This is a genomic window from Erythrobacter sp. SN6-5 (genome assembly GCF_057364945.1).
Genome location: NZ_CP200282.1, coordinates 1,776,692 through 1,797,049 on the forward strand (window position 1 = coordinate 1,776,692; position 20,358 = coordinate 1,797,049).

Consider the following 20,358-nt stretch of genomic DNA (forward strand, 5'->3'; position numbering starts at 1 on the left):
ATGGCTGCAAGATTTTCCCTGCCCGCCCGACCGCGCCAGGCGGCAATTGGCCTTGCCTTGGCGACCATGATCGCCGGTGGCTGGCTGGGGCTGCATGCTTACGGCATGTTCGTGTTTGAACTGACGTGGTCGAACTGGCCGCTGGCGCTTGCATTGGCGGCGGTGCAATGTTGGCTATCAGTCGGTGTTTTCATCATCAGTCATGATGCGATGCACGGCACATTGGCGCCGGGGCATCAGCGGATAAATTCGGCTGTCGGGGCGGTGCTTCTGGCCCTCTATGCAGGCTTTGCGTGGCGGCGGATGCGTGATGCGCATTTTGAGCATCATAAACTGGCAGGCCGCGAAGGCGACCCGGATTTTGACGAGCATCATCCGACCAGTTTTCTGCGTTGGTATTGGACTTTTTTCACCCGCTATTTCAGCTGGCAATCCTTAGTATTCGTACACGCTATCGTCGCGACCTATCTGTTTATAATGGATATTCCATTTATGCAGATATTTCTGCTCTATGGTCTGCCGGCGCTCGCATCCTCGCTACAACTTTTCTACTTTGGGACGTATCGGCCGCATCGCCACGGGATGGGCGCATTCCCCGACGATCACAATGCGCGTAGCGACCATTTCGGCACGCTGGCGAGCCTCGCCAGCTGTTTTCATTTTGGCTATCATCTGGAGCATCACCGCCGCCCAGATGTGCCATGGTGGGCGCTGCCGATTGCGAAACGGGCAGGAATTGGAGCAGGAGCGACCATATGAGCTGGCTCGAGGTTTCCCTGGTTGTGATGGCCGCGCTGATCGGCATGGAAATCTTTGCCTGGTACGCGCACAAATACATCATGCATGGCTGGGGCTGGGCATGGCACCGCGACCATCATGAGCCGCATGATAATACCTTCGAAAAGAACGACCTGTTCGCGGCCGTGTTCGGTACGATCGTCTTTTTGATGTTCTGGGTTGGATATTACGTCTCAGACGCTTTGTGGTGGGCCGCTTTTGGTATCACCCTGTACGGCGTGATCTACACGCTGGTGCATGATGGCCTGGTCCACCAGCGCTATTTTAAATGGGTCCCGAAAAAAGGTTATGCCAAGCGGCTGGTACAGGCGCACAAGCTGCACCATGCGACAATCGGTAAAGAGGGCGGGGTCAGCTTTGGCTTTGTCTTCGCGCGCGATCCGGCGAAGCTGAAGGCGGAACTGAAAGAGCAAAAGGCCTCTGGGGTTGCAGTCGTAAGGGATAGCGCTGGGGCTTAGGCACCACCAATTTCATTCGTTTCGGGTGACGATCCAGCTCCCGCAGATCAGCAATACGGCGATTGATACCCAAACCCATGGCTCGCCAAGTGTGAACCACGTCACCACTGCCCCCGTCGCCATCGCGCCAACAGCTAGCACTTTTGCTCGCCGTGAGATGGCACGCCGTTCTCTCCAATCGCGGATTTGTGGGCCCCAAGTGGGATGATCAAGGATCCGCTGTTCCCAAGCAGGATTGCTGCGGGCGAAGCAGAACACCGCAAGGAGCAGGAACGGGACGGTTGGAAAGATCGGTAGGAATGCTCCGATAGCTCCTAGCCCGACAAACAGCAGGCCTGCGGCAAGATAGAGCCGCCGCATTGCGCTACGCCGTCGCTAGCCTGGTTGCGTGTTCCTGAACCAGGGCGATCATATTGGGCACGCCCTGCGTCCGGTTGGATGAGAGCTGGCTCTTCAAATCAAACGGAGCAAGCGCCTTGGCGATATCCATGCCAGCAACTTCGCTTGCGGGTTTGTCCTGCACAGCGGCAATCACCAGAGCGACAATGCCTTTTGTAATCGCCGCGTTGCTATCGGCGAGGAAGTGCAATGTATCTGTCTGTTCCGTTGGATAGACCCACACCGCCGCTGAGCATCCGCGTACCAATGTCGCGTCCGTTTTCAGGGCGTCGGGCATCTCGTCTAGCTCACGGCCAAGCTCGATCAGCAAGCGGTAACGCTCGTCGCCTTCGAGGAATTCATATTCTTCGAGAATGTCAGAAAGAGTTCGCATGGGCGCTATGTAGGCCCGATTGCGCGCATGTCTATTCCGGTTTCTAGAGAAGACGATTTTCCGAAGTGAGCGAGCCTAGAGTTCCACTCCGTTGGCAATCGCCTCCAGCTTCTTGATGCGTTCTTTTAGATCGGCCATCTCAATTCGGGCGGCACCGATTGAAGCATTGCCTTCCACTTCGCGCGGGCCTGTGCCCAACTGTTCAAGTTGATCCAGCTCAGTGCGCTTCAGCTCCAGCCAGCCCTGCCAGCCCTTCAGCAAGGCAAAGGCGACCACGCAAAGACCCACAAGGCAGGCTCCGGCAATGACGAGGTAGGGGTCGAAAACTGCATCGATCATTCGCTCATATCCTCCGTAGTCTTAGTGCGCGGCTTACTCTCGCTCAGGCGCAGGTTTTCAATTTCGTGTGCCAGCTGCTGGGTTTTCTTGGCATCTGGCGTGTTTTCATCGGTGACAATGCGTTCAAGCACTTGCACCCGCTCGCGCAGCTCGTCGCGCTCACGCTGAGCCTCCAGTAAGGCATCGCGGTCTTCGCTGTCGATTTCGACATGGCGGTTGTGCTGCTTGTTAAATTGCAACACGCCCCAAACCACGATTGCGACGATGGCGATCAAGACCCAGCCGCCCATTACGCATTCTCCTGCTTGTTTGGCGTGCTGCGCAGCTTTTCAATCTCAAGCTCTAGGTCCTTTGAGTGGTCGGTTGCGATCCGCTCCAGAACGCGGACGCGCTCTTCCAGATCGGCCTTAGAAGGCGAGGGCGCATCCGATCCAGAATTGGACTGACCAGGCTTCGCGCGCAGCTTCGTAAACAGGGCAAACCCGCCCGCACCCACTGCCAGAGCCAATGCTCCGATTTGGAGCGCGTCAAATACCAAAGCTGTGTCAGCGCCAAACATTACGCGGTCCCTTTGTCCGTGCGATCTTCAAGCGATCGTTCACGCAGTGCATCGATCTCGCTGCCCAGCGCGTATCCGCCGTCTGTCACGATCCGTTCGACATTGCCGAGCCGATCCTTCATCGAACCCAACTCTGCGCGCAGCTCAGCGTTTTCCTGCGTCAGCAAGCGCACGCGTTCCGCTGTCTCTCCGCCATTGGTGGGCTTCAGGGATTGGCCCCACATTCCTTCGAGAGGATATCCGTGTTTGATTTTGAGCTTTGTGGTGTGAATCCAACCCCACGTACTCATAGCACCAATCCCAAGTGCCCCGGCAACAATCCAAGGAACATAAGGAATCAGGTAGGTGAGGTTTTCCATCATGCTTTCTCCTGGGATTTGATGTCGAGCGGCACGCCGCTGTCACTGGCAGTTTTGCTGGGCGCATCGCGCAGCGCTTCGATCTCGTCAGACAGGGTGTAGCCTCGGTCAGTCACGATCTTTTCCAGCACGATCATGCGGTCCTGCATCATATCAAGCTTCTCATTGAGCTCGCTGTTTTCAGCGCGCAGGCGTTTGGTTTCGGCGCTATCTTTTGCCGGTGTTTTGCCGCCCCATTCGTCCTCCAATGGATAGCCATGCTTGGCACGGATCCAATTGTTGATGATCCAACCGACGGTTGAGATGGCGATAATTGCGATAATAAATCCAGGCCCCCCCAGCTCATCACACTTTCTCCTGCTTACTCACATTCAGCGGCACGCCGCTATCGGATTGTTCGACGTCACGCACATCGCGCAGCGCCTCGATTTGGGTTGCCACATCATATCCACGGTCGGTCACAATGCGCTCCAGCACTTGGACGCGGTCTTCCAGTTTCTGCACCTGGCTTGAATATTGCGCGGCCTTTTCGGCGGTGTTTTCAGCGGTGGCTTCAACTTGCAATTTGGCTACTTTTTCTTTGTGCTTCGTCCAAATGGCGAAGAAAGGAATGCTGAGAGCCATAAGCGGTATCAACAGCGCCATTTCACCTTCCATAATTCAGTCCCTCCTGTTGAGCCGTGCTTAGCGCAGCCGTTCAATTTCTTCCGCAGTGCGGCGTGCTGGATCCGTTGCAATCCGTTCAAGAACAGCAATGCGATCCTGTAAGTGTGTGACAGTCTCGGTCAGCTCTGCTTTTTCGTTAGTCAGCAGAGCTTCTTTGTCACTCTGGCCATATTTGAGTTCTGCCATCTTGCGTCGATGTTTGAGCACGCTGTCGGTAATGCCCCAGATCGAAGAGCCACCGAAGATGAGAACGAATAGAGCGACGATCAAAAAAGTATCCATTATTCAGCCTCCCTCTGCTTCGCTGCGCTCAGCGTAGACGCTCGATTTCAGCCGTTAGGCTCTTGTTGCTGCTGACATAATGCGTTTCGACAGCCGCTAGCCTGCGATCAACATCGCGGAATTTGGCGCGAATTTCGCGAGCGGTTCGCTTCGGGCTTTGCCGTACGCCTTGCCAATACTTTTGCTCTTGTTGGTCGACATAGAGATGTGGAGGCTTCTTGTTCAGTAGGAAACCTGCGAGCAGGTATATCGGGATGGTCAGCCCTTGAGTGAGAAAGATTGACACGAAAGTAGCAAGCCGAATCTTTCCAAGGCCGACGCCAGTGTAATCGGCAATCCCTGAGCAGACGCCCATCAGCTTCGCATTATGGCTATCGCGATAAAGAGTTGTGCGAGGTGAGTTCATTGCGGGCTTCCTTGTTCATCGCGCTTGGCGGGCTTTGGACTGGTTGGGCGGTTTTCCACCTCATCGCCGCCAAAGGTTTGTATCAGTGAAGATGTGTAATTCTCTGGCGGCTTTTTGGGTATGATTAGCGCTAGCAAAAAATAGATTGGGATAATGAAAATAAAGAAGCCTGAGAATATTGTGACTAGAACCAAAACGATCCGTATGATCGTAGGGTCAACATCGAAATAATCTCCTGCTCCTGCGCATATTCCAACGAGCTTGCCTTCAAATTTGTCCCTGAAAAATTTCTTGTGTGTGCTTGGCATTACTTTCGTTCAGCTTTCTTCTCTGCGAGCATACGGTCGAGTTCACGTAGTTGTTGATTATCGACCTCTTGATCGTGAAGCAGGCGCTTAGAGTCGAAAGTTGGGTCATCGGTGGCGACTAGGCGTTCGACCGTGTCCATTCTCTCATCAAGGCGTTTGGCGAGCGAGTAGAGTTCTTCGAGCAGCACCTCATCATCGGTGGTGATGGTCGCGGAGGTTTTCCATTTGGTCACATAGTGCAGGATCAACCAAGGCAATCCGACAAGTAGTACGATTGCTAAAAAGACGATTTCATCTGGCACTTCTTAATTCCCTTTCTTGGCGCTATCTTTGCCAAGCGCTTTCTTCATTTGTTCAAGTTCATCATCGATCGCGTCGGCTCCTTCGAGAGCGGCGATCTCATCGGATAGTGATGGTGTACCGTTCTGATCAGCAATGCTCAGCGCCTCTGCGCGGCCCTCAGCGTAATCAACACGGCGTTCCATCTGGTCGAATTTCGACAACGCTTCGTCAGTGCGTTCGCTGCTCATCAGCGTGCGCAGTTTCACGCGGTTCTCCGCGCTTTCGAGGCGGGCGGCGATTTGCGTCTGGCGGCTGCGCGCCTCTCGCAGGCGATGCTGCAGCTTTTGAATGTCTTCTTCATAAGCGCGCAAGGCATCATCCAGCACGCCAATCTCTGCGCGCAATTGGCCGCCCATATCGGCTGCCTTTTTCTTCTCTACCAGAGCCGCGCGGGCCAGGTCTTCGCGATCTTTCGACAAAGCCAGTTGGGCCTTCTCGCTCCAATCCGCCTCAAGCCTCTCCAGCTTGACAACATGACGGTTCATTTCCTTTTGATCCGCAATTGTGCGCGCTGCGCTTGCCCGCACTTCGACCAATGTCTCCTCCATTTCGAGGATGATCATGCGGATCATTTTTGACGGGTCATCCGCCTGATCCAGCATATCATTAAAATTGGCAGCGATAATATCGCGAGTGCGGCTGAAAATGCCCATGAAGGCTACTCCATCTAAAAACGAATTGTCGCGTTTGTTTGACGCGCTCGTATTGTTGTCTGTCCCGTATGTTTGCCCAGTCTCAGGCCCTGTGCGCAAGCGCTGAATTTCAGCATCAAGCCTTGATACCCGATTGCCGGGCGGAATTTCGCCTATTTTTGGCGAAGCGGGGTGGGCCGGAGTGTCGCTCGCAGGTGCCAGGGCATCTGCCGGGGTATCCGCATTGGGGGGACTGTCAATGTCGGTTGAGCGCTCCGGCCCTAAAGAAGACTTGTTTGGGCGGTTCATGCGATTTCGATCAAATGCGTGCTAGGCATATGGCGCAGCGGCCATCAAAGGATCAGCCTGCATCTGAGTGGACAGCGCGATCAGCGCGGTCATCGCGGCGATGCTTGCAAGCGCTGCTTGACCCAATTTGCTCTGGAAGAAGCTGCGGTTGTACATGGCGTGGTTTCCTTTGGTCTGTGTTGTTAGTGACTTTGTCACGGTGTTGTTCATGTAACAGCAAGCGATGTGCCAAAGTTCATAAGCAACTGATATATATAGAAATAGACTGCACCTCAAAATTTGTTGATGGCAACTATTGCCAACCATTGGGAATTTTCACTATAGGTTGGTGTGTGGAACGGGAAAATCAGTTCATAGGGCAATCTGGGGCGTTTCTCGATGCGGTCGAGCGGGCTAGTCGTGCTGCCCCGATGAGCAGGCCTGTTTTGGTCATTGGTGAACGCGGAACCGGCAAAGAGCTGATCGCGGAACGTCTGCACCGCTTGTCCTCTCGCTGGGGTGAGCCGCTGGTCACCATGAACTGCGCCGCTTTGCCCGAAACTCTGATCGAAGCAGAATTGTTCGGGCACGAGGCTGGCGCATTCACAGGTGCTACCAAAGCGCGCGCGGGAAGGTTTGAAGAAGCCGACAAGGGCACGTTATTTCTCGACGAACTGGGCACCTTGTCGATGGGCGCACAAGAACGCCTGCTGCGCGCGGTCGAATATGGCGAGGTTACGCGCATTGGGGCCTCGCGCCCGGTGCGGGTTGATGTGCGCATTGTGGCGGCGACCAATGACGATTTGCCGCATTTGGCCAAGACTGGAGAGTTTCGCGCCGATTTGCTCGACCGCCTGAGCTTTGAAGTTATCACTTTACCACCCTTGCGCGTGCGCGATGGCGATATCGCTGTGCTGGCGGAATATTTCGGGCGGCGCATGGCGGCGGAGCTTGATTGGCATGGCTGGCCCGGTTTTTCTGAGCATGTCATGCGCGAGATGGAAAACTACGCCTGGCCGGGCAATGTGCGCGAATTGCGCAATGTGGTGGAGCGGGGTGTGTACCGCTGGGACGATGTTGAAACGCCGATCTCTCACGTGCAATTCGACCCATTCGACAGCCCGTGGAAACCCGCTGCGCCGCCGCATCGCCGCGATGATGGTTTTGCGGGCGGAGCAGGGCGTAACGCGACGAATGTCGCTGGAGAGGCTACTCCATCAATGCCAAGTGAAATCGACAATATTGATGATTTGCGCCTCGCCGTGGATCAGCATGAACGCACGATTGTTGAGCATGCGCTGGGCAAGCATCGCTGGAACCAGCGGCAAACCGCCAAGGCGCTCGGCCTATCCTATGATCAATTGCGCCATTGCATCAAGAAGCATAGCCTGATGGAAGAGCAAGCGGAGTAAATCTCTTTAGGTCCTTGGCTCTAAATGCATGTGTTAAGCTTTCTCTTGTTTAACTAATACCCCCTAGGTCTCGCTTTATCGCGCGGCGATCAATTCGCTTTATTTGCATGCTCATTGTGCGGCATGCGTTACCCAAATCAGGCTCAGCCTACCACTTCGATCCGTTTGTTAAAACCGGTCGGCGCGGGGCTGCGCGTTTGCGGTTGGCGATCCCCGTGCGGCTTGTTTCACTCTATGCAACCCAGCGTTGTGTCCTGATTGATCTGTCCCGAACAGGGGCACAGATTGCTCTGAAGACTCCTCTTGCCGTTGGTGATGGAGCATTGCTTCAAGTGCACACGCTGGATCATTTCGCCTCTGCTGTGCGATGCGATAACGGCTGCAATGGCTTGGAGTTTGAGGCTCCTTTGAGCGATGAACTGGTGCTTGAGATGCGTCGGTACGGCGAACAGATTGAAGAGCTGGAAAAGCGTGAATTGCGTCAGGCCGTGCGGGCTTGGGTCTCCGGCGGTCATTAGCGGACTGCAGTATCATTCCCCAGCAGAGTAAATCTCCCGCCACAATGCACTTGCCAAGCGGATTGAACGGGCTTAGTTAGCCCTCATCACGACATCGTCGAGACAGTCTGAGTTTGGCGCCTCCTGGGGCCGGACACAAACGGGTTTGTCTTTTGCATGGTGTCTACACGGAGTTACGATGGCCGATCTGGCGCGCCTTTATGAAGTGATTGAACCTGAAGCCAAAGCGCTCGGGTTTGAGCTGGTACGCGTAAAGATGATGCCGTCGGAGGCCGGTGATGGCGGCGAAGCGCTGCAAATCATGGCTGAAGATCCGGCGACCGGTCAGCTGATCATTGAGCAATGCGCTGAACTGAGCCGCCGGGTGTCCGACGCGATGGATGCGCGCGAAGAGGCGGGCGAACTGCTGATCGAAGGCGCCTACCACCTCGAAGTGTCATCGCCGGGCATTGACCGCCCGCTGACCCGGGCAAAGGATTTTGCCAATTGGGCTGGGCACGAGGCAAAGATTTCCATGGTCAAAGGGTTTGATGGGCAACGCACACTTCGCGGCTCGCTAAGCGGGATTGATGGTGATACAGTCATTATTGAAGACGCGAAGGCCGGGGAAAGCCGCGTTCCGCGCGACCAAATTCATTCGGCAAAACTCATCCTGACAGATGAATTGATTGCCGCTACACAGCCGCTCGATACGAGTGGCGCAGACGAAATTCTAGAACAAGAGAAGGCAGACGACTGATGGCCAGTGCCATTTCCGCCAACAAGGCTGAATTGCTCGCAATCGCAAACGCGGTCGCATCTGAAAAGATGATCGACAAAAGCATCGTCATTGAGGCGATGGAAGAGGCGATCCAGAAGAGCGCTCGCAACCGTTACGGTGCAGAGAACGACATTCGTGCAAAGCTGGACCCGCAAACCGGCGATCTGACGCTGTGGCGCGTGGTTGAAGTGGTTGAAGAGGTCGAGGATTACTTCAAGCAGGTCGATCTGGCCCAGGGCCAAAAGCTGCAAGAGGGCGCAAGCATTGGCGACTTTATCGTCGATCCGCTGCCTCCGGTTGATCTTGGCCGTATCGATGCGCAATCGGCCAAGCAGGTGATCTTTCAAAAGGTTCGCGATGCAGAGCGTGAGCGCCAGTTCGAAGAGTTCAAAGACCGCGCTGATGAAGTCATCACCGGCGTCATCAAATCGGTCGAATTTGGTCATGTAATTGTGAACCTCGGCCGCGCCGAGGGCGTGATCCGCCGCGATCAGCAAATCCCGCGTGAGGCCGCCCGTACCGGTGAGCGTGTGCGCGCGCTGATCACCAAGGTGGAGCGCAACAATCGCGGTCCGCAAATCTTCCTCAGCCGCAGCGCGCCTGATTTCATGCGCAAGCTGTTCGCCCAGGAAGTGCCAGAGATTTACGACGGCATCATTGAGATCAAAGCCGCTGCACGCGATCCGGGCAGCCGCGCGAAGATCGGTGTCATCAGCCACGACAGCTCGATCGATCCGGTCGGTGCTTGTGTGGGTATGAAGGGCAGCCGCGTTCAAGCCGTCGTACAGGAATTGCAGGGCGAGAAAATCGATATCATCCCATGGAGCGATGACATTGCGACCTTCGTCGTGAATGCGCTTCAACCTGCTACCGTGGCCCGCGTTGTTCTCGACGAGGAAGAGGGCCGTATCGAAGTCGTTGTGCCTGATGATCAATTGAGCCTGGCAATTGGTCGCCGCGGCCAAAACGTGCGCCTCGCCAGCCAGCTGACCGGTCACCAGATCGACATCATGACTGAGGAAGAGGCAAGCGAGAAGCGTTCGCAAGAATTCGCTGAACGCTCCAAGATGTTCGAGGAAGAGCTCGACGTTGATGAGACCCTCTCCCAGTTGCTGGTTGCAGAAGGTTTTGCGGAGCTGGAAGAGGTCGCATACGTGCCGTTGGAAGAGCTGGCCGCGATCGAAGGTTTTGACGAAGAGCTCGGTGAAGAACTGCAAAACCGCGCGAAAGAAGCGCTGGAGCGTCAAGAAGAAGCACACCGTACGGTTCGCCGCGAACTGGGTGTTGAAGATGCACTGGCTGATATGCCGCACCTCTCCGAGGCGATGCTGGTCGTGCTGGGCAAGGGCGGTATCAAGACGCTTGATGATCTGGCCGACCTCGCAACCGACGAGCTGATCGCCAAGAAGCGCGAAGCGCCGCGCCGCCGCAACAACGCCGATGGCCCGCCAACGCGGCGTCCGCCTCAGCGTCAGGAAGACAAAGGCGGCGTGCTGGGTGAGTTTGGCCTGAGCGAAGAGCAGGGCAACGAGATCATCATGGCTGCGCGTGCGCACTGGTTTGAAGACGAAGACGGGGCAGCAGACGCTGCAACCGAAGCGACAACACAGGAGGCCGCGAATGCGGACTCCGACAAATGAGCGCGTAGCGTCCGACATCGTTGAAGCTGGCGGGAAAGCCAGCGAGGGTCAGAACAATGCTTCTGGCTCCCAAGAGGGCTACGCCAATTCCGCGGCGAAGCCGGGTGCAAAATCCGGGCATCGGGGCGGAGGGTCTGGCAAGTCCAAGAACCGCCGTCGTAACTCGACTAAGGGCAAGGACGCGCCAGAGCGGCGCTGTATCCTGACCGGCGATCATGCTGGACAGGACGAGCTGCTGAGGCTGGCGATATCGCCCGACGGTGACGTCCTGCCCGATCCATCGGCCAAGGCTCCCGGGCGGGGGGCATGGATCACCCTCGACAAGGCGGCACTTGAAGCTGCAATGGCCAATGGCCAGTTTAAAGGGGCGCTGGCGCGGGGATTTAAGGGCGCAAAACTTTCCTACAGTCAGAATTTGCCGCAGCAGATCGAATCTGCACTGCGCAAATCATTGATGGACCGATTGGGATTGGAGCTGCGCGCAGGGCAATTGGTGCTCGGCTCTGGACGGATTGAGGACCAAGCGCGCGCGGGCACGCTGCACATGTTGCTGCACGCCAGCGACAGCAGCGAAGACGGGCGTAAAAAATTGGATCAGGCCTGGCGCGTTGGGCGCGAGGCAGAGGGAACTGGAGAGCGCGGCGAGGTCTTGCCACTGGACCGCGCGGCTCTGTCTGTGGCATTGGGCCGCGAGAATGTCGTTCATCTTGCTCTTCGCGGAGCAAGCGGGGCGGATCGCATGCACCGGGCACTGTCCCGGCTCATGGCGTTTTCGGGGGCTGTCATGGCTGGCTGCGGCGGCAGCACAAAACGATCAACGGACGGGGCGGATCAGCCGCGCCCGAACGACATAGAAGAATACACGAAGGACTAACGAGCTAGCATGAGCGACGACGACAACAACAAACGGACCCGTAAACCACTTGGCCTCAAACGGCCGGCTGGTGACGGTGAGGTCAAGCAGACCTTCAGCCACGGCCGCACCAATAAGGTGGCGGTTGAGGTTAAGCGCCGCCGCAAGCTCTTAAAGCCGGGCGAAACCCCGCCACCAGAGGCTGCGCCAGCGCCCGCTCCTGCGCCAGAACCGGTCGCGGAAGCGCCTGCGCCTGAGCCGAAGAAAGCGCCTGCTAAAAAGGCTGCGCCGTCAGAAACCCCGCAAGAGCGCGTAAAGCGGCTTGAGCGTGAGGCCGAAGAACAGCGCCTCCAGCTCGCCGAAGATGCGCGCAAGCGTGATGATCAAAAGGCGAAGAAGGCCGCCGAAGACGAGAAAAAGCGCGCAGAAGACAATCGCAAGGCTGATGAGGAGGCGGAAAAGCAAGCCGCCGCCGACGCGAAGGCCGCTGAGCAAGCAGCTGTCGCTGAAACTGAGGCACCTGCTGCAGCCGCTGCCGAAGCGCCAGCAGCCAAAAAGGAAGCTGCGCCTGCACCAAGCGGTCGCAAGTTTACACCAATAGCGCGTCCAGAGCCGAAGCGTCCGGAAAAGAAAAAGGGCCGCGAGGATAAACGTAGCTCACCTGCCGCCGACAAGCGTCGTTCCGGTAAGCTGACCGTCACCAAAGCTCTGAACGAGGACGAGGGCCGCCGCGCGCGTTCACTCGCCGCGCTGAAGCGTGCGCGTGAGAAAGAACGGCGCGCTCAAGGTGGCCCGTCCAAGCCGCGTGAGAAGCAAGTTCGCGACGTTATCGTGCCAGAGGCGATCACCGTTGGTGAACTCGCCAAACGGATGGGCGAGAAGGGCGCAGACCTGGTCAAAGAGCTGTTCAATCTCGACATGATGGTCACCGTCAATCAGACGATTGACCAGGACACTGCCGAGCTGTTGGTTGAGCAGTTTGGCCATAATATCGAGAAGGTTTCAGAAGCCGATATCGATATCGTCGCTGAGGAAGACAAAGATCCGGAAGAGACGCTGAAAGAGCGTCCTCCGGTCGTGACCATTATGGGCCACGTTGATCACGGTAAGACCTCGCTGCTCGATGCTTTGCGCGGGACCGATGTGACCAAAGGCGAAGCTGGCGGGATTACCCAGCACATTGGCGCCTATCAGATCGAAACCAAGAACAAGCAGAAGATCACCTTCCTTGATACGCCGGGCCACGCCGCATTCACTGAAATGCGTCAACGCGGCGCGAATGTGACCGATATTGTGGTTCTGGTAGTGGCAGCCGATGATGGCATCATGCCGCAAACCATTGAGGCGATTAAGCATACGAAGGCGGCCGGCGTGCCGATGATCGTGGCGATCAACAAGATCGATAAGCCAGAAGGCAATGCCGACAATGTCCGCACCCGTCTGCTCGAACACGAAGTGATCGTTGAGAAGATGTCCGGCGATGTGCAGGATGTGGAAGTTTCCGCGACCAAGGGCACTGGGCTTGATGATCTGATCGAGGCAATCACTCTGCAGGCGGAACTGCTGGAGCTGAAGGCACGGCCAGATCGCCATGCCGATGCGACGGTGGTTGAAGCCAAGCTGGATAAGGGCCGCGGCCCTGTTGCCACCGTGCTGGTAACGCGTGGCACTCTGAAACGCGGCGACACCTTTGTGGTTGGCACGGAGAGCGGACGCGTCCGAGCGCTTGTCAATGACAAGGGCAAACAGATCAAGGAAGCGGGACCAAGCTTCCCGATCGAAGTCCTGGGCCTGGGCGGTGTGCCATCGGCTGGTGACGTTCTGACCGTGGTCGAAAACGAGCAGCGCGCCCGTGAAGTGGCCGAATATCGGCGTGAGAAGAAGACGGAGCAGCGCACGGCGCTCGCCCCGACCAATTTTGACACGATGTTCAACAACCTTGCCTCTGACGTGGTCGAATTCCCCGTATTGGTGAAGGCTGACGTTCAGGGTTCGGTTGAGGCGATCAACACCGCGCTGCACAACCTCTCCAATGATCTCATCAAGGTCCGCGTGCTGCACGCTGGCGTTGGCGCGATCACGGAAAGCGATGTGACCTTGGCAGCGGCTTCGAAGGCCCCGATCCTCGGCTTTAACGTGCGTCCGAATGCGAAAGCGCGCGACCTGGTGAAGCGCGAAGGCGTGCGGATGATGTATTACGACGTGATCTATCATCTGACCGACGAGATCGCGAAGGAAATGGCCGACGAGCTTGGTCCGGAAAAGATCGAGCACGTGGTTGGCCGCGCGGATGTTCAAGAAGTCTTCAAGTCCGGAAAGAAGGACAAGGCGGCGGGTCTGCTCGTCACCGAAGGCTCCATTCGCAAAGGTCTGCACGCGCGCCTTACCCGCGAAGATGTCATCGTTTCGGCGACCACCATCGCGTCGCTGCGCCGCTTCAAAGACGATGTCGACGAAGTGCGCTCTGGCCTCGAATGCGGTGTGGTTCTGGAAGACACGAACGACATCCAACCGGGCGACAGCCTCGAAGTCTTCGAGGTTGAGGAGCGTGAACGGACGCTGTGAGCTTTCGGATCGCTAACTTTGAAAAGACTGTCGATGAGGCATTGAAGTTATCGTCAGAAGGCCTGAGCATCGAAGATCAATCGTACCAAACAGAATATCGGATTCTAAGTTCTTGGTTCAGTGCACAAGACGGTAAGTGGGACATCGATAAGATTAGGCTTGGTGGGCTCGCAGTCTATGGCTGGATGCCAACTATTTTACGAGCAGAGGGGAGGAACGCTAAGTCGAGAAATTTGGATTTCGGTGGCTTGGCGACGAGATTGAACTTGGGGAAGATTGATCCGAATGACGAGGATTTTCTGAACGGCTCATTTGTTGGCACCAGCAAGTTTCTTCATTTCTGGCGACCGAAGGAATACGCTATCTGGGATAGCAGAATCCATAAAGCGCTAGGTATAGGCGGCTTGGTAAACAGTCGTGCAAGTTTTGAGAATTATCAGTCTGATATTCGGATGGTTTGTAAGTTACGTAAACTTCGATTGAGGGATGTAGAACTGGCGCTTTTTCAGGCTGGAAAGTTGGAGCAGCAGTGAACAGGATCTACGAATCCAAGCGCTCTCCATCGGCTGAGCTGATGGGGAGCGAGTTCGTCTCGTTCGATGCCGATAAAGGCGAGCTGACCACGCGCTTCACCCCGCCGCCAAGCTTCGCCTCGCCAAGAGGCGCGGTGCAGGGCGGCTTGATCGCAGGTTTCCTTGATGAGGTGATGGGCGGCGCGTTGCTGGCGGTCACTGACGGCAGCGAGCATGGCACAAAACTCCCGCTCAATCTCGATATGAACCTGACATTCGTGTCGATGGTTCCGCTCGCGCCAATCATTGCGAAGGGCCGCGTGGTCAAGCATGGCCGCCGGGTCGCTTTCCTTGAGGGTGAGCTATTCGATGAGGCAGGCAAACTGCTCGCGCGCGCCACCTCCACCGCATTGCCAACCGATATTCCGGAAGACATCTGATGACGCGTTTTCTGGCTCTGCTGGGCAGCATCAATATCGGCGGCAACCGGGTCAAAATGGTCGATTTGAAGGCTGCCTTCGCGAAGGAAGGCCTCAAAGACCTCGTCACTGTCGCGGCGAGCGGCAATCTGATCCTATCAGATGACCGCGCGCCGGTGGAGATCGAGGCGCATCTGGAGCGCATTCTCGCCGATCAGTTTGGTTTTAAAAGCTGCGTTATGGTGCGTACCAAGGCGGAGGTGCAATCCGCCGTTGAGGACAATCCATTCCACGGTACCGGGCCAGAGCATGGCTCTGACAAGATGGTGCATTCGATATTCCTCAGTCAGCAGCCTGAGCAAGCGCGCTTCGCTGCGCTGAAAGACGAGCACAGTTCAAAGGGCAGTGAGCGGCTCGCGCTGGGGGACCGTGTGCTCTATCTCGACTATGTCCACGGGGTCGGCGTGTCCGACCTTTCCAGCAAATTTCTTGAGCGACGGCTTGATTGTCGCGGCACAGCGCGCAACATGAACTCGCTCAAGAACATTCTTTCAAAGATGGATTAGGCCGATGGCTCGCCAACAATTCACCGCTGAACAGCAATCGGTCCGCGTCCTGAAAGTGGGCGAGCGGGTGCGCCATATCCTGTCGGAATTGCTGGCGCGCGGCGAAGTGCATGATGATGTGGTTAGCGCCTCTAACATCGCGGTGACAGAGGTTCGCATGACGCCAGACCTGCGCAATGCGACCGCCTATGTAAAGCCACTGCTCGGCTCTGAAGAGGACGAGGTGGTGAAGGCGCTGCGTCAGAACACCGCCTTTCTTCAGCGCGAGGTTGCCAAAAGGCTGGGGCTGAAATTTGCGCCGAAGCTGAAGTTTCGGGCCGATGAGAGCTTTGATGAGGCAGACCGGATTGAGAGCCTGCTGCGCGATCCCAAGGTGGCGCGTGATCTGGCTGAAGATGACGAAGAAGCTGGTAGAGGCGAAGCTTCATGATCGCGTTTCTGGCGGCGGCCGCGCTGGCTGGCGGAGCGACTGACGCGCCTGCAGAAATTCAGCCTGTGCCCGGGCCGTCCACTCCCAGTTGGGAGAGCCTGACTTCTTATCGTGATATCGACTTCGTTCCGCGCGGCTGGCGATTGTTCGACAAGGCTGAGGGCGATCTCGACGGCGATGGCCGCACCGACAGCGTGCTGATCATTCAGGAAAATGACCCGGCCAAAATGCGGAGCAATCCCGATCGCCTTGGCATGGATTATCACGATGCCAATCCGCGCATCGTGCTTGTCGTTCTGCAAGATAACCCAGGGCAATATCGGCTGGTCGCCAAAGGCAATGCGATCATCCCTGATCACGATCAGCCGACGATCAGCGATCCCTATGAAGACATGCGGATCGACAACGGTTCGCTGCATCTCCACATCGCATTCTTCGCGAATGCTGGCAGTTGGAGCATGTCTAATCGCCGATTTCAGTTTAAATGGAATGGCGAGGCGATGGCGCTAATCGGGTTTGAGTATTCACACGTGCGGCGCAACACTGGCGAAATGCGCCAGACCAGCGTCAACTACCTCACCGGCAAGCGCAAGGATGCGAAAGGCAGCATCGAAGACGATGAGAGCAACTGGATATGGAGCGACGCGCCAAAGGGCACCCAGCCGACGCTGAGTACCATCGGGAACGGCTTTGAATTTGAGGGGTGAGCGCGCCGCCTCAGCCGGGCCTAGCGCGGGATCATCTTCGCCTTCAGGCTGATCGTCACGGTCTTGCCAACAATCAACCCAAACGATGTCATGCCATAATTACGGCGATTGATTTTCATTGTACCGGTGAGGTTGATCGCCTTGCCGGCATTGCTGGCTGGTGGCTGATCAAAGGTAACGAACAAGGTTTCATCGCGGGTTACGCCGCGCGCCGTCAGTGTACCGGTGATTTTACCGGTGCGCCCGCTGGTCATGACCAGATTAGAGCCGCGAAAGCGCGCGGTTGGGTACTTATCGACCCAGAAGAATTTTTCGGAGCGCAGGCGTTTCAAGGTTACCGAATCCGGTGCTTTGATGTCCTGCGTGTTGATCGTCACATCGACCTTCGCATCGCGCGGGCTGTCAGGAACGAAGGTGACCGCGCCGCTGATCGTGTTGAAGGTCGCCGTGCGGCTGCCAATGCCCAGGAACGGCACCTTTGCAGCGATCGAACTGGCCTTGGTGTCGAGCGTGTAGGTTTGTGACGCATTGCCCAAAAGGAGCGCTGCGAGCATCGGGACGGCGACGATTTTGAACTTGCCTGTAAGGGACTGAGGTAGGCGGGGCATAAACTCTCCTATGGCAATATGTTCGTGCCAACCCCTCGAAAAGTTTCACTCAGGTACAAATCTATGGCCTCAAATCCTTGCTGGAAGAGAATACTCCACCGGAGCATCCGGCCCAAGTGGAATGCCAAGATAGAACCAGATCACGATCAAAACCGTTCCAGAAATCAATAACCATATCGAATAGGGCATCATCATCGCAGTCAGACTGCCCAGCCCGAAATCCTTTTTCCAGCGCTGTGCGAAGACAAGGATCAGCGGGAAGTACACCATTAGTGGGGTGATGATATTGGTTGCACTATCGCCCACGCGATAGGCGGCAGTTGCGCCTTCCGGACTGATGCCGAGCAGCATCAGCATTGGAACCAGGATCGGTGCGAGCAATGCCCATTTGGCGCTGGCGGAACCGACAAACAGGTTGAGCAGGGCTGCGAATATTACCATCAGGCCCAGCACCAATGGCAAAGGCAGGCCGGTCGATTGGATCGCATCCGCTCCGTGGACAGCAGAAATTAAGCCAAGGTTGGACCAACCAAACATCGCAACAAAGTGCGCAGCGGCGAAGGCGAGGACAAGGTAGTACCCCATATCCTTCATCGATTCTGCCATCATGTTTACCAGATCGCGGTGGTTCTTAATCGCTCCGGTCGCGCGGCCATAAGCCCAGCCCGCGAGTAGGAAGAGAAGGAAGAATGCAGCAACCAGCGACTGATAAAGCGGCCTTAGCTCGCTGTGGATTGAGCAATCGGCGATGGCCGTGCCGGTTTCTGTGAGGCAGGCAGCCTCATTGATTAGCGGGGTTCCAGGCGCAAACACCATGAGCAGCCACAGGGCGATAACAAACAGCACGGCAAGTCCGGCATGGCGTAGGCCCTTTGCAGCAAGCTCTCCGTCCTGAGCGGACGGGTCGGGGCTCTGACCATCCTCTAAACCGGCCTGCGCGCCGCCTGTCCACGCACCAAGGCGAGGCTCAATGATTTTGTCCGTCACATACCAAATGATTGGCAGAAACAAGAAGGTCATAACGCTGATGAAATACCAATTGCCCGCGATATTGGCCGTCCATGTTGGATCAAGCGCGCTGGCACCAACCGCTTCTTCTGTGATCCCAAATAGCAATGCGTCCAATTGGCCAGGTGAGACATTCGCGGAAAATCCCCCTGATACACCGGCGAATGCTGCTGCGATGCCTGCCAACGGGTGTCTTCCAGCGGCGGCGAAGAGTATGCCTGCCAGCGGAATAAGTACGACATAACCGGCGTCAGCGGCATGGTTGCCGATCATTGCGACCAGAGCAACGACTGGGGTCAAAAGTGCCTTTGGTGCGCCCTTAACGGCTTTCGCCATGCCCGCTGCAAAAAAGCCAGATCGCTCTGCAACACCAGCGCCCAGCATGACGACGAGCACATATCCGAGAGGATGGAAATGTGTGAAGGTCTTGGGCATTTCGACCCACAAACGCTGGATATTTTCTGGCGATAGTAGGCTTATCGCTTCGATTCTCATCGCGCCGCCGCTTGCCTCATCGATTTCGGTCGGGTGCAAGGCGGAAACGCCAACAAGCGAAGAGATGATAGAAATGATCACCAATGCGAGGATCAGATAGAAGAATATGAACACCGGATCGGGCAGTTTATTGCCGCTGCGTTCAATCCAGCCCAGAAATCCGCCCATGCCTTGGCTTTGATCGGGTGTCGGCGCTGCGCTTGCCATAGGAGAATGCCCCTCAACTGATGCTGTGTGTCTAGACCAGATGCTAACATTGCGTGCGGCCCCTGTCTGCCCTGTGAATGGCGCTGCGCACAAGTAAAGCCTGTGCACGGCTGCCTTTTCCTGACTGGCTCAAATGCAAGCGCTGGCTTAGGCTGCGCCGCCATGGCTAAGCTCTATTTCTATTTCGCGAGCATGAATGCAGGCAAGAGCACTACGCTGCTGCAAACCGCGTTCAATTACCGCGAGCAGGGGATGCGGGTGTGCTTGTGGACGGCGGCGATTGATGACCGGCCCGGACTTGGCGCGATCAGCAGCCGGATTGGCCTATCCAGTGATGCCCGGCGGTTTGATCCAGCGACGGACATAGAACGATTTGTGCTTGATGATCATGCAGAGGCACCGATTGATTGCGTGCTGCTGGATGAGGCGCAATTCCTGACCAAGGATCAGGTGTGGCAGCTGGCGCGGTTGGCCGATGTGCACGGCATTCCGGTGCTGTGTTACGGGCTGCGAACGGATTTTCAGGGAGAGCTGTTTCCCGGGTCAGCGGCGCTGCTGGGCATTGCCGATGCGCTGATCGAGCAGAAGGCGGTATGCCATTGCGGACGCAAGGCGACGATGAACCTGCGGGTCGATGAAAGCGGCGCTGCGGTGAAGGAAGGCGCGCAAACCGAGATCGGCGGGAATGATCGCTATCTCGCGCTGTGCCGCAAGCATTTCAGCGAAGCTCTGGCGGGTTAGGGCGTACGCGCCTACCTATCCGACATGTCTGAGACACTTTCCCTTGCCCTCATCCTGATCCCCTGCCTGATCGTCGCGATTGTTTTTCATGAGGTCGCGCATGGCTATGCTGCAAAAATGCTCGGTGATCCCACCGCGCAAGAGCAAAAGCGGCTGAGTCTCAACCCGATCCGCCATGTCGATCCGGTGGGCACTTTGCTGGTGCCCGGAGCGCTGGCTCTGGCGGGCGCGCCAGTGTTTGGGTGGGCAAAGCCGGTTCCGGTTCAGCCGTGGCGGCTCAACAATCCGCGCTATGGAATGATGGCTGTGGCGGCGGCGGGACCGGGCACGAATTTTGTGCTCGCTCTGCTCGGCGCCATTGCCTTGGGCATTCTCGCGGGCAATTTGGACCTGTCCGCAAACCCGGGTGATCCCAGCATGCTGGTGCAGGGGGTGGGGTATTTCATCCTGATCAATGTATTCCTGGGCGTGTTCAACCTGCTCCCGATCCCGCCATTTGACGGCTCGCATATCGTCGAGGGATTGCTGCCGCGCAGTATGGTCAAATATTATGCAAAGCTGCGGCCGTTTGGGATGCTGCTGTTCTTTGGCCTGGTCGCGCTCACATGGTTCGCTCCGCAATGGGGCGTACTGGAAAACACCATCGGCCCAGCTGTCGGCTGGGTGATGGATCAGTACCGCTCGATTGCGGTGGCTGTCGCGGGCTGA

At 56.7% G+C, this 20,358-nt stretch carries 31 protein-coding genes; 15 read left to right on the forward strand and 16 right to left on the reverse strand.

Going from position 1 to position 20,358, the window contains the following annotated elements; all coding sequences use genetic code 11:
* Positions 1–759, forward strand: coding sequence for a fatty acid desaturase (locus AC0V6Z_RS08825; RefSeq protein WP_472638153.1), 759 nt, complete (start codon positions 1–3; stop codon positions 757–759).
* Positions 756–1,256 carry a sterol desaturase family protein gene (locus tag AC0V6Z_RS08830; protein WP_472638154.1) on the forward strand — a complete coding sequence of 167 codons (501 nt, stop codon included), beginning with the start codon at positions 756–758 and terminating at the stop codon, positions 1,254–1,256. The genes AC0V6Z_RS08825 and AC0V6Z_RS08830 overlap by 4 nt, the downstream gene beginning before the upstream one ends.
* A 12-nt stretch (positions 1,257–1,268) precedes the next feature.
* Here AC0V6Z_RS08830 and AC0V6Z_RS08835 read toward each other — a convergent pair whose 3' ends face one another.
* From AC0V6Z_RS08835 to AC0V6Z_RS08900, 14 genes are all read right to left on the reverse strand, one after another.
* The gene (locus tag AC0V6Z_RS08835; protein WP_472638155.1) at positions 1,269–1,616 is read right to left on the reverse strand and encodes a YbaN family protein; all 348 of its coding nucleotides are present in this window, start codon (positions 1,614–1,616) and stop codon (positions 1,269–1,271) included.
* A gap of 4 nt (positions 1,617–1,620) precedes the next feature.
* Positions 1,621–2,028 (reverse strand): SufE family protein, encoded by a 408-nt coding sequence (locus AC0V6Z_RS08840; protein WP_472638156.1) that lies wholly within the window; start codon positions 2,026–2,028, stop codon positions 1,621–1,623.
* Between the two features lie 75 nt (positions 2,029–2,103).
* Positions 2,104–2,367 (reverse strand): hypothetical protein, encoded by a 264-nt coding sequence (locus tag AC0V6Z_RS08845; protein ID WP_472638157.1) that lies wholly within the window; start codon positions 2,365–2,367, stop codon positions 2,104–2,106.
* Positions 2,364–2,657, reverse strand: a complete 294-nt coding sequence (locus AC0V6Z_RS08850; protein WP_472638158.1) for a hypothetical protein — start codon at positions 2,655–2,657, stop codon at positions 2,364–2,366. Before AC0V6Z_RS08850 ends, AC0V6Z_RS08845 begins: the two co-directional genes overlap by 4 nt.
* Positions 2,657–2,926 (reverse strand): hypothetical protein, encoded by a 270-nt coding sequence (locus AC0V6Z_RS08855; protein ID WP_472638159.1) that lies wholly within the window; start codon positions 2,924–2,926, stop codon positions 2,657–2,659. The genes AC0V6Z_RS08850 and AC0V6Z_RS08855 overlap by 1 nt, the downstream gene beginning before the upstream one ends.
* Entirely contained in the window at positions 2,926–3,216 is a 291-nt protein-coding gene (locus AC0V6Z_RS08860) for a hypothetical protein (RefSeq protein ID WP_472638160.1), read from the reverse strand. The genes AC0V6Z_RS08855 and AC0V6Z_RS08860 overlap by 1 nt, the downstream gene beginning before the upstream one ends.
* A 68-nt stretch (positions 3,217–3,284) precedes the next feature.
* Positions 3,285–3,533 carry a hypothetical protein gene (locus tag AC0V6Z_RS08865; protein WP_472638161.1) on the reverse strand — a complete coding sequence of 83 codons (249 nt, stop codon included), beginning with the start codon at positions 3,531–3,533 and terminating at the stop codon, positions 3,285–3,287.
* A gap of 97 nt (positions 3,534–3,630) precedes the next feature.
* A complete protein-coding gene (locus AC0V6Z_RS08870; protein WP_472638162.1) occupies positions 3,631–3,930 on the reverse strand; it encodes a hypothetical protein in 300 nt (99 codons plus the stop codon).
* Positions 3,931–3,969: 39 nt separating this feature from the next.
* Positions 3,970–4,233, reverse strand: a complete 264-nt coding sequence (locus AC0V6Z_RS08875) for a hypothetical protein (RefSeq protein ID WP_472638163.1) — start codon at positions 4,231–4,233, stop codon at positions 3,970–3,972.
* Between the two features lie 28 nt (positions 4,234–4,261).
* Positions 4,262–4,639 (reverse strand): envelope stress response membrane protein PspC, encoded by a 378-nt coding sequence (gene pspC / locus AC0V6Z_RS08880; protein ID WP_472638164.1) that lies wholly within the window; start codon positions 4,637–4,639, stop codon positions 4,262–4,264.
* Entirely contained in the window at positions 4,636–4,947 is a 312-nt protein-coding gene (locus AC0V6Z_RS08885) for a PspC domain-containing protein (protein WP_472638165.1), read from the reverse strand. The genes pspC and AC0V6Z_RS08885 overlap by 4 nt, the downstream gene beginning before the upstream one ends.
* Positions 4,947–5,249 (reverse strand): envelope stress response membrane protein PspB, encoded by a 303-nt coding sequence (gene pspB / locus AC0V6Z_RS08890; RefSeq protein ID WP_472638166.1) that lies wholly within the window; start codon positions 5,247–5,249, stop codon positions 4,947–4,949. The genes AC0V6Z_RS08885 and pspB overlap by 1 nt, the downstream gene beginning before the upstream one ends.
* A 3-nt stretch (positions 5,250–5,252) precedes the next feature.
* Positions 5,253–6,230: a phage shock protein PspA gene (gene pspA, locus AC0V6Z_RS08895; protein ID WP_472638167.1), complete on the reverse strand. Its 978-nt coding sequence runs from the start codon at positions 6,228–6,230 to the stop codon at positions 5,253–5,255.
* Positions 6,231–6,251: 21 nt separating this feature from the next.
* The gene (locus tag AC0V6Z_RS08900) at positions 6,252–6,386 is read right to left on the reverse strand and encodes a hypothetical protein (RefSeq protein ID WP_472638168.1); all 135 of its coding nucleotides are present in this window, start codon (positions 6,384–6,386) and stop codon (positions 6,252–6,254) included.
* A gap of 176 nt (positions 6,387–6,562) precedes the next feature.
* Here AC0V6Z_RS08900 and pspF point away from each other — a divergent pair, with 176 nt between their 5' ends.
* The 11 genes from pspF (at position 6,563) to AC0V6Z_RS08955 (ending at position 16,591) form a co-directional block, all read left to right on the forward strand.
* Positions 6,563–7,621: a phage shock protein operon transcriptional activator gene (gene pspF / locus AC0V6Z_RS08905; RefSeq protein ID WP_472638169.1), complete on the forward strand. Its 1,059-nt coding sequence runs from the start codon at positions 6,563–6,565 to the stop codon at positions 7,619–7,621.
* Positions 7,622–7,728: 107 nt separating this feature from the next.
* The gene (locus AC0V6Z_RS08910) at positions 7,729–8,139 is read left to right on the forward strand and encodes a PilZ domain-containing protein (RefSeq protein ID WP_472638170.1); all 411 of its coding nucleotides are present in this window, start codon (positions 7,729–7,731) and stop codon (positions 8,137–8,139) included.
* 178 nt (positions 8,140–8,317) lie between these two features.
* On the forward strand, positions 8,318–8,878 hold the full coding sequence (gene rimP / locus AC0V6Z_RS08915) for a ribosome maturation protein RimP (protein WP_472638171.1): 561 nt from the start codon (positions 8,318–8,320) through the stop codon (positions 8,876–8,878).
* Positions 8,878–10,539, forward strand: a complete 1,662-nt coding sequence (gene nusA, locus AC0V6Z_RS08920) for a transcription termination factor NusA (RefSeq protein WP_472638172.1) — start codon at positions 8,878–8,880, stop codon at positions 10,537–10,539. Before rimP ends, nusA begins: the two co-directional genes overlap by 1 nt.
* Positions 10,520–11,413, forward strand: coding sequence for a DUF448 domain-containing protein (locus AC0V6Z_RS08925; RefSeq protein WP_472638173.1), 894 nt, complete (start codon positions 10,520–10,522; stop codon positions 11,411–11,413). The genes nusA and AC0V6Z_RS08925 overlap by 20 nt, the downstream gene beginning before the upstream one ends.
* Positions 11,414–11,422: 9 nt before the next feature.
* On the forward strand, positions 11,423–13,957 hold the full coding sequence (infB, locus tag AC0V6Z_RS08930; RefSeq protein WP_472638174.1) for a translation initiation factor IF-2: 2,535 nt from the start codon (positions 11,423–11,425) through the stop codon (positions 13,955–13,957).
* The gene (locus AC0V6Z_RS08935; protein ID WP_472638175.1) at positions 13,954–14,490 is read left to right on the forward strand and encodes a hypothetical protein; all 537 of its coding nucleotides are present in this window, start codon (positions 13,954–13,956) and stop codon (positions 14,488–14,490) included. The genes infB and AC0V6Z_RS08935 overlap by 4 nt, the downstream gene beginning before the upstream one ends.
* A complete protein-coding gene (locus AC0V6Z_RS08940) occupies positions 14,487–14,909 on the forward strand; it encodes a PaaI family thioesterase (RefSeq protein ID WP_472638176.1) in 423 nt (140 codons plus the stop codon). Before AC0V6Z_RS08935 ends, AC0V6Z_RS08940 begins: the two co-directional genes overlap by 4 nt.
* The gene (locus tag AC0V6Z_RS08945) at positions 14,909–15,454 is read left to right on the forward strand and encodes a DUF1697 domain-containing protein (RefSeq protein WP_472638177.1); all 546 of its coding nucleotides are present in this window, start codon (positions 14,909–14,911) and stop codon (positions 15,452–15,454) included. Before AC0V6Z_RS08940 ends, AC0V6Z_RS08945 begins: the two co-directional genes overlap by 1 nt.
* Positions 15,455–15,458: 4 nt before the next feature.
* On the forward strand, positions 15,459–15,884 hold the full coding sequence (gene rbfA / locus AC0V6Z_RS08950) for a 30S ribosome-binding factor RbfA (RefSeq protein WP_472638178.1): 426 nt from the start codon (positions 15,459–15,461) through the stop codon (positions 15,882–15,884).
* Entirely contained in the window at positions 15,881–16,591 is a 711-nt protein-coding gene (locus AC0V6Z_RS08955; protein ID WP_472638179.1) for a hypothetical protein, read from the forward strand. The genes rbfA and AC0V6Z_RS08955 overlap by 4 nt, the downstream gene beginning before the upstream one ends.
* A 20-nt stretch (positions 16,592–16,611) precedes the next feature.
* Here AC0V6Z_RS08955 and AC0V6Z_RS08960 read toward each other — a convergent pair whose 3' ends face one another.
* Both AC0V6Z_RS08960 and AC0V6Z_RS08965 read right to left on the reverse strand, forming a co-directional pair.
* The gene (locus tag AC0V6Z_RS08960; RefSeq protein ID WP_472638180.1) at positions 16,612–17,199 is read right to left on the reverse strand and encodes a YceI family protein; all 588 of its coding nucleotides are present in this window, start codon (positions 17,197–17,199) and stop codon (positions 16,612–16,614) included.
* 69 nt (positions 17,200–17,268) lie between these two features.
* On the reverse strand, positions 17,269–18,909 hold the full coding sequence (locus AC0V6Z_RS08965; protein ID WP_472638181.1) for an AbgT family transporter: 1,641 nt from the start codon (positions 18,907–18,909) through the stop codon (positions 17,269–17,271).
* A gap of 162 nt (positions 18,910–19,071) precedes the next feature.
* Here AC0V6Z_RS08965 and AC0V6Z_RS08970 point away from each other — a divergent pair, with 162 nt between their 5' ends.
* Together AC0V6Z_RS08970 and AC0V6Z_RS08975 are read left to right on the forward strand one after the other, a co-directional pair.
* Complete coding sequence (locus AC0V6Z_RS08970) at positions 19,072–19,650, forward strand: thymidine kinase (protein ID WP_472638182.1); 579 nt, start codon at positions 19,072–19,074, stop codon at positions 19,648–19,650.
* Positions 19,651–19,674: 24 nt separating this feature from the next.
* The gene (locus AC0V6Z_RS08975; RefSeq protein ID WP_472638183.1) at positions 19,675–20,358 is read left to right on the forward strand and encodes a site-2 protease family protein; all 684 of its coding nucleotides are present in this window, start codon (positions 19,675–19,677) and stop codon (positions 20,356–20,358) included.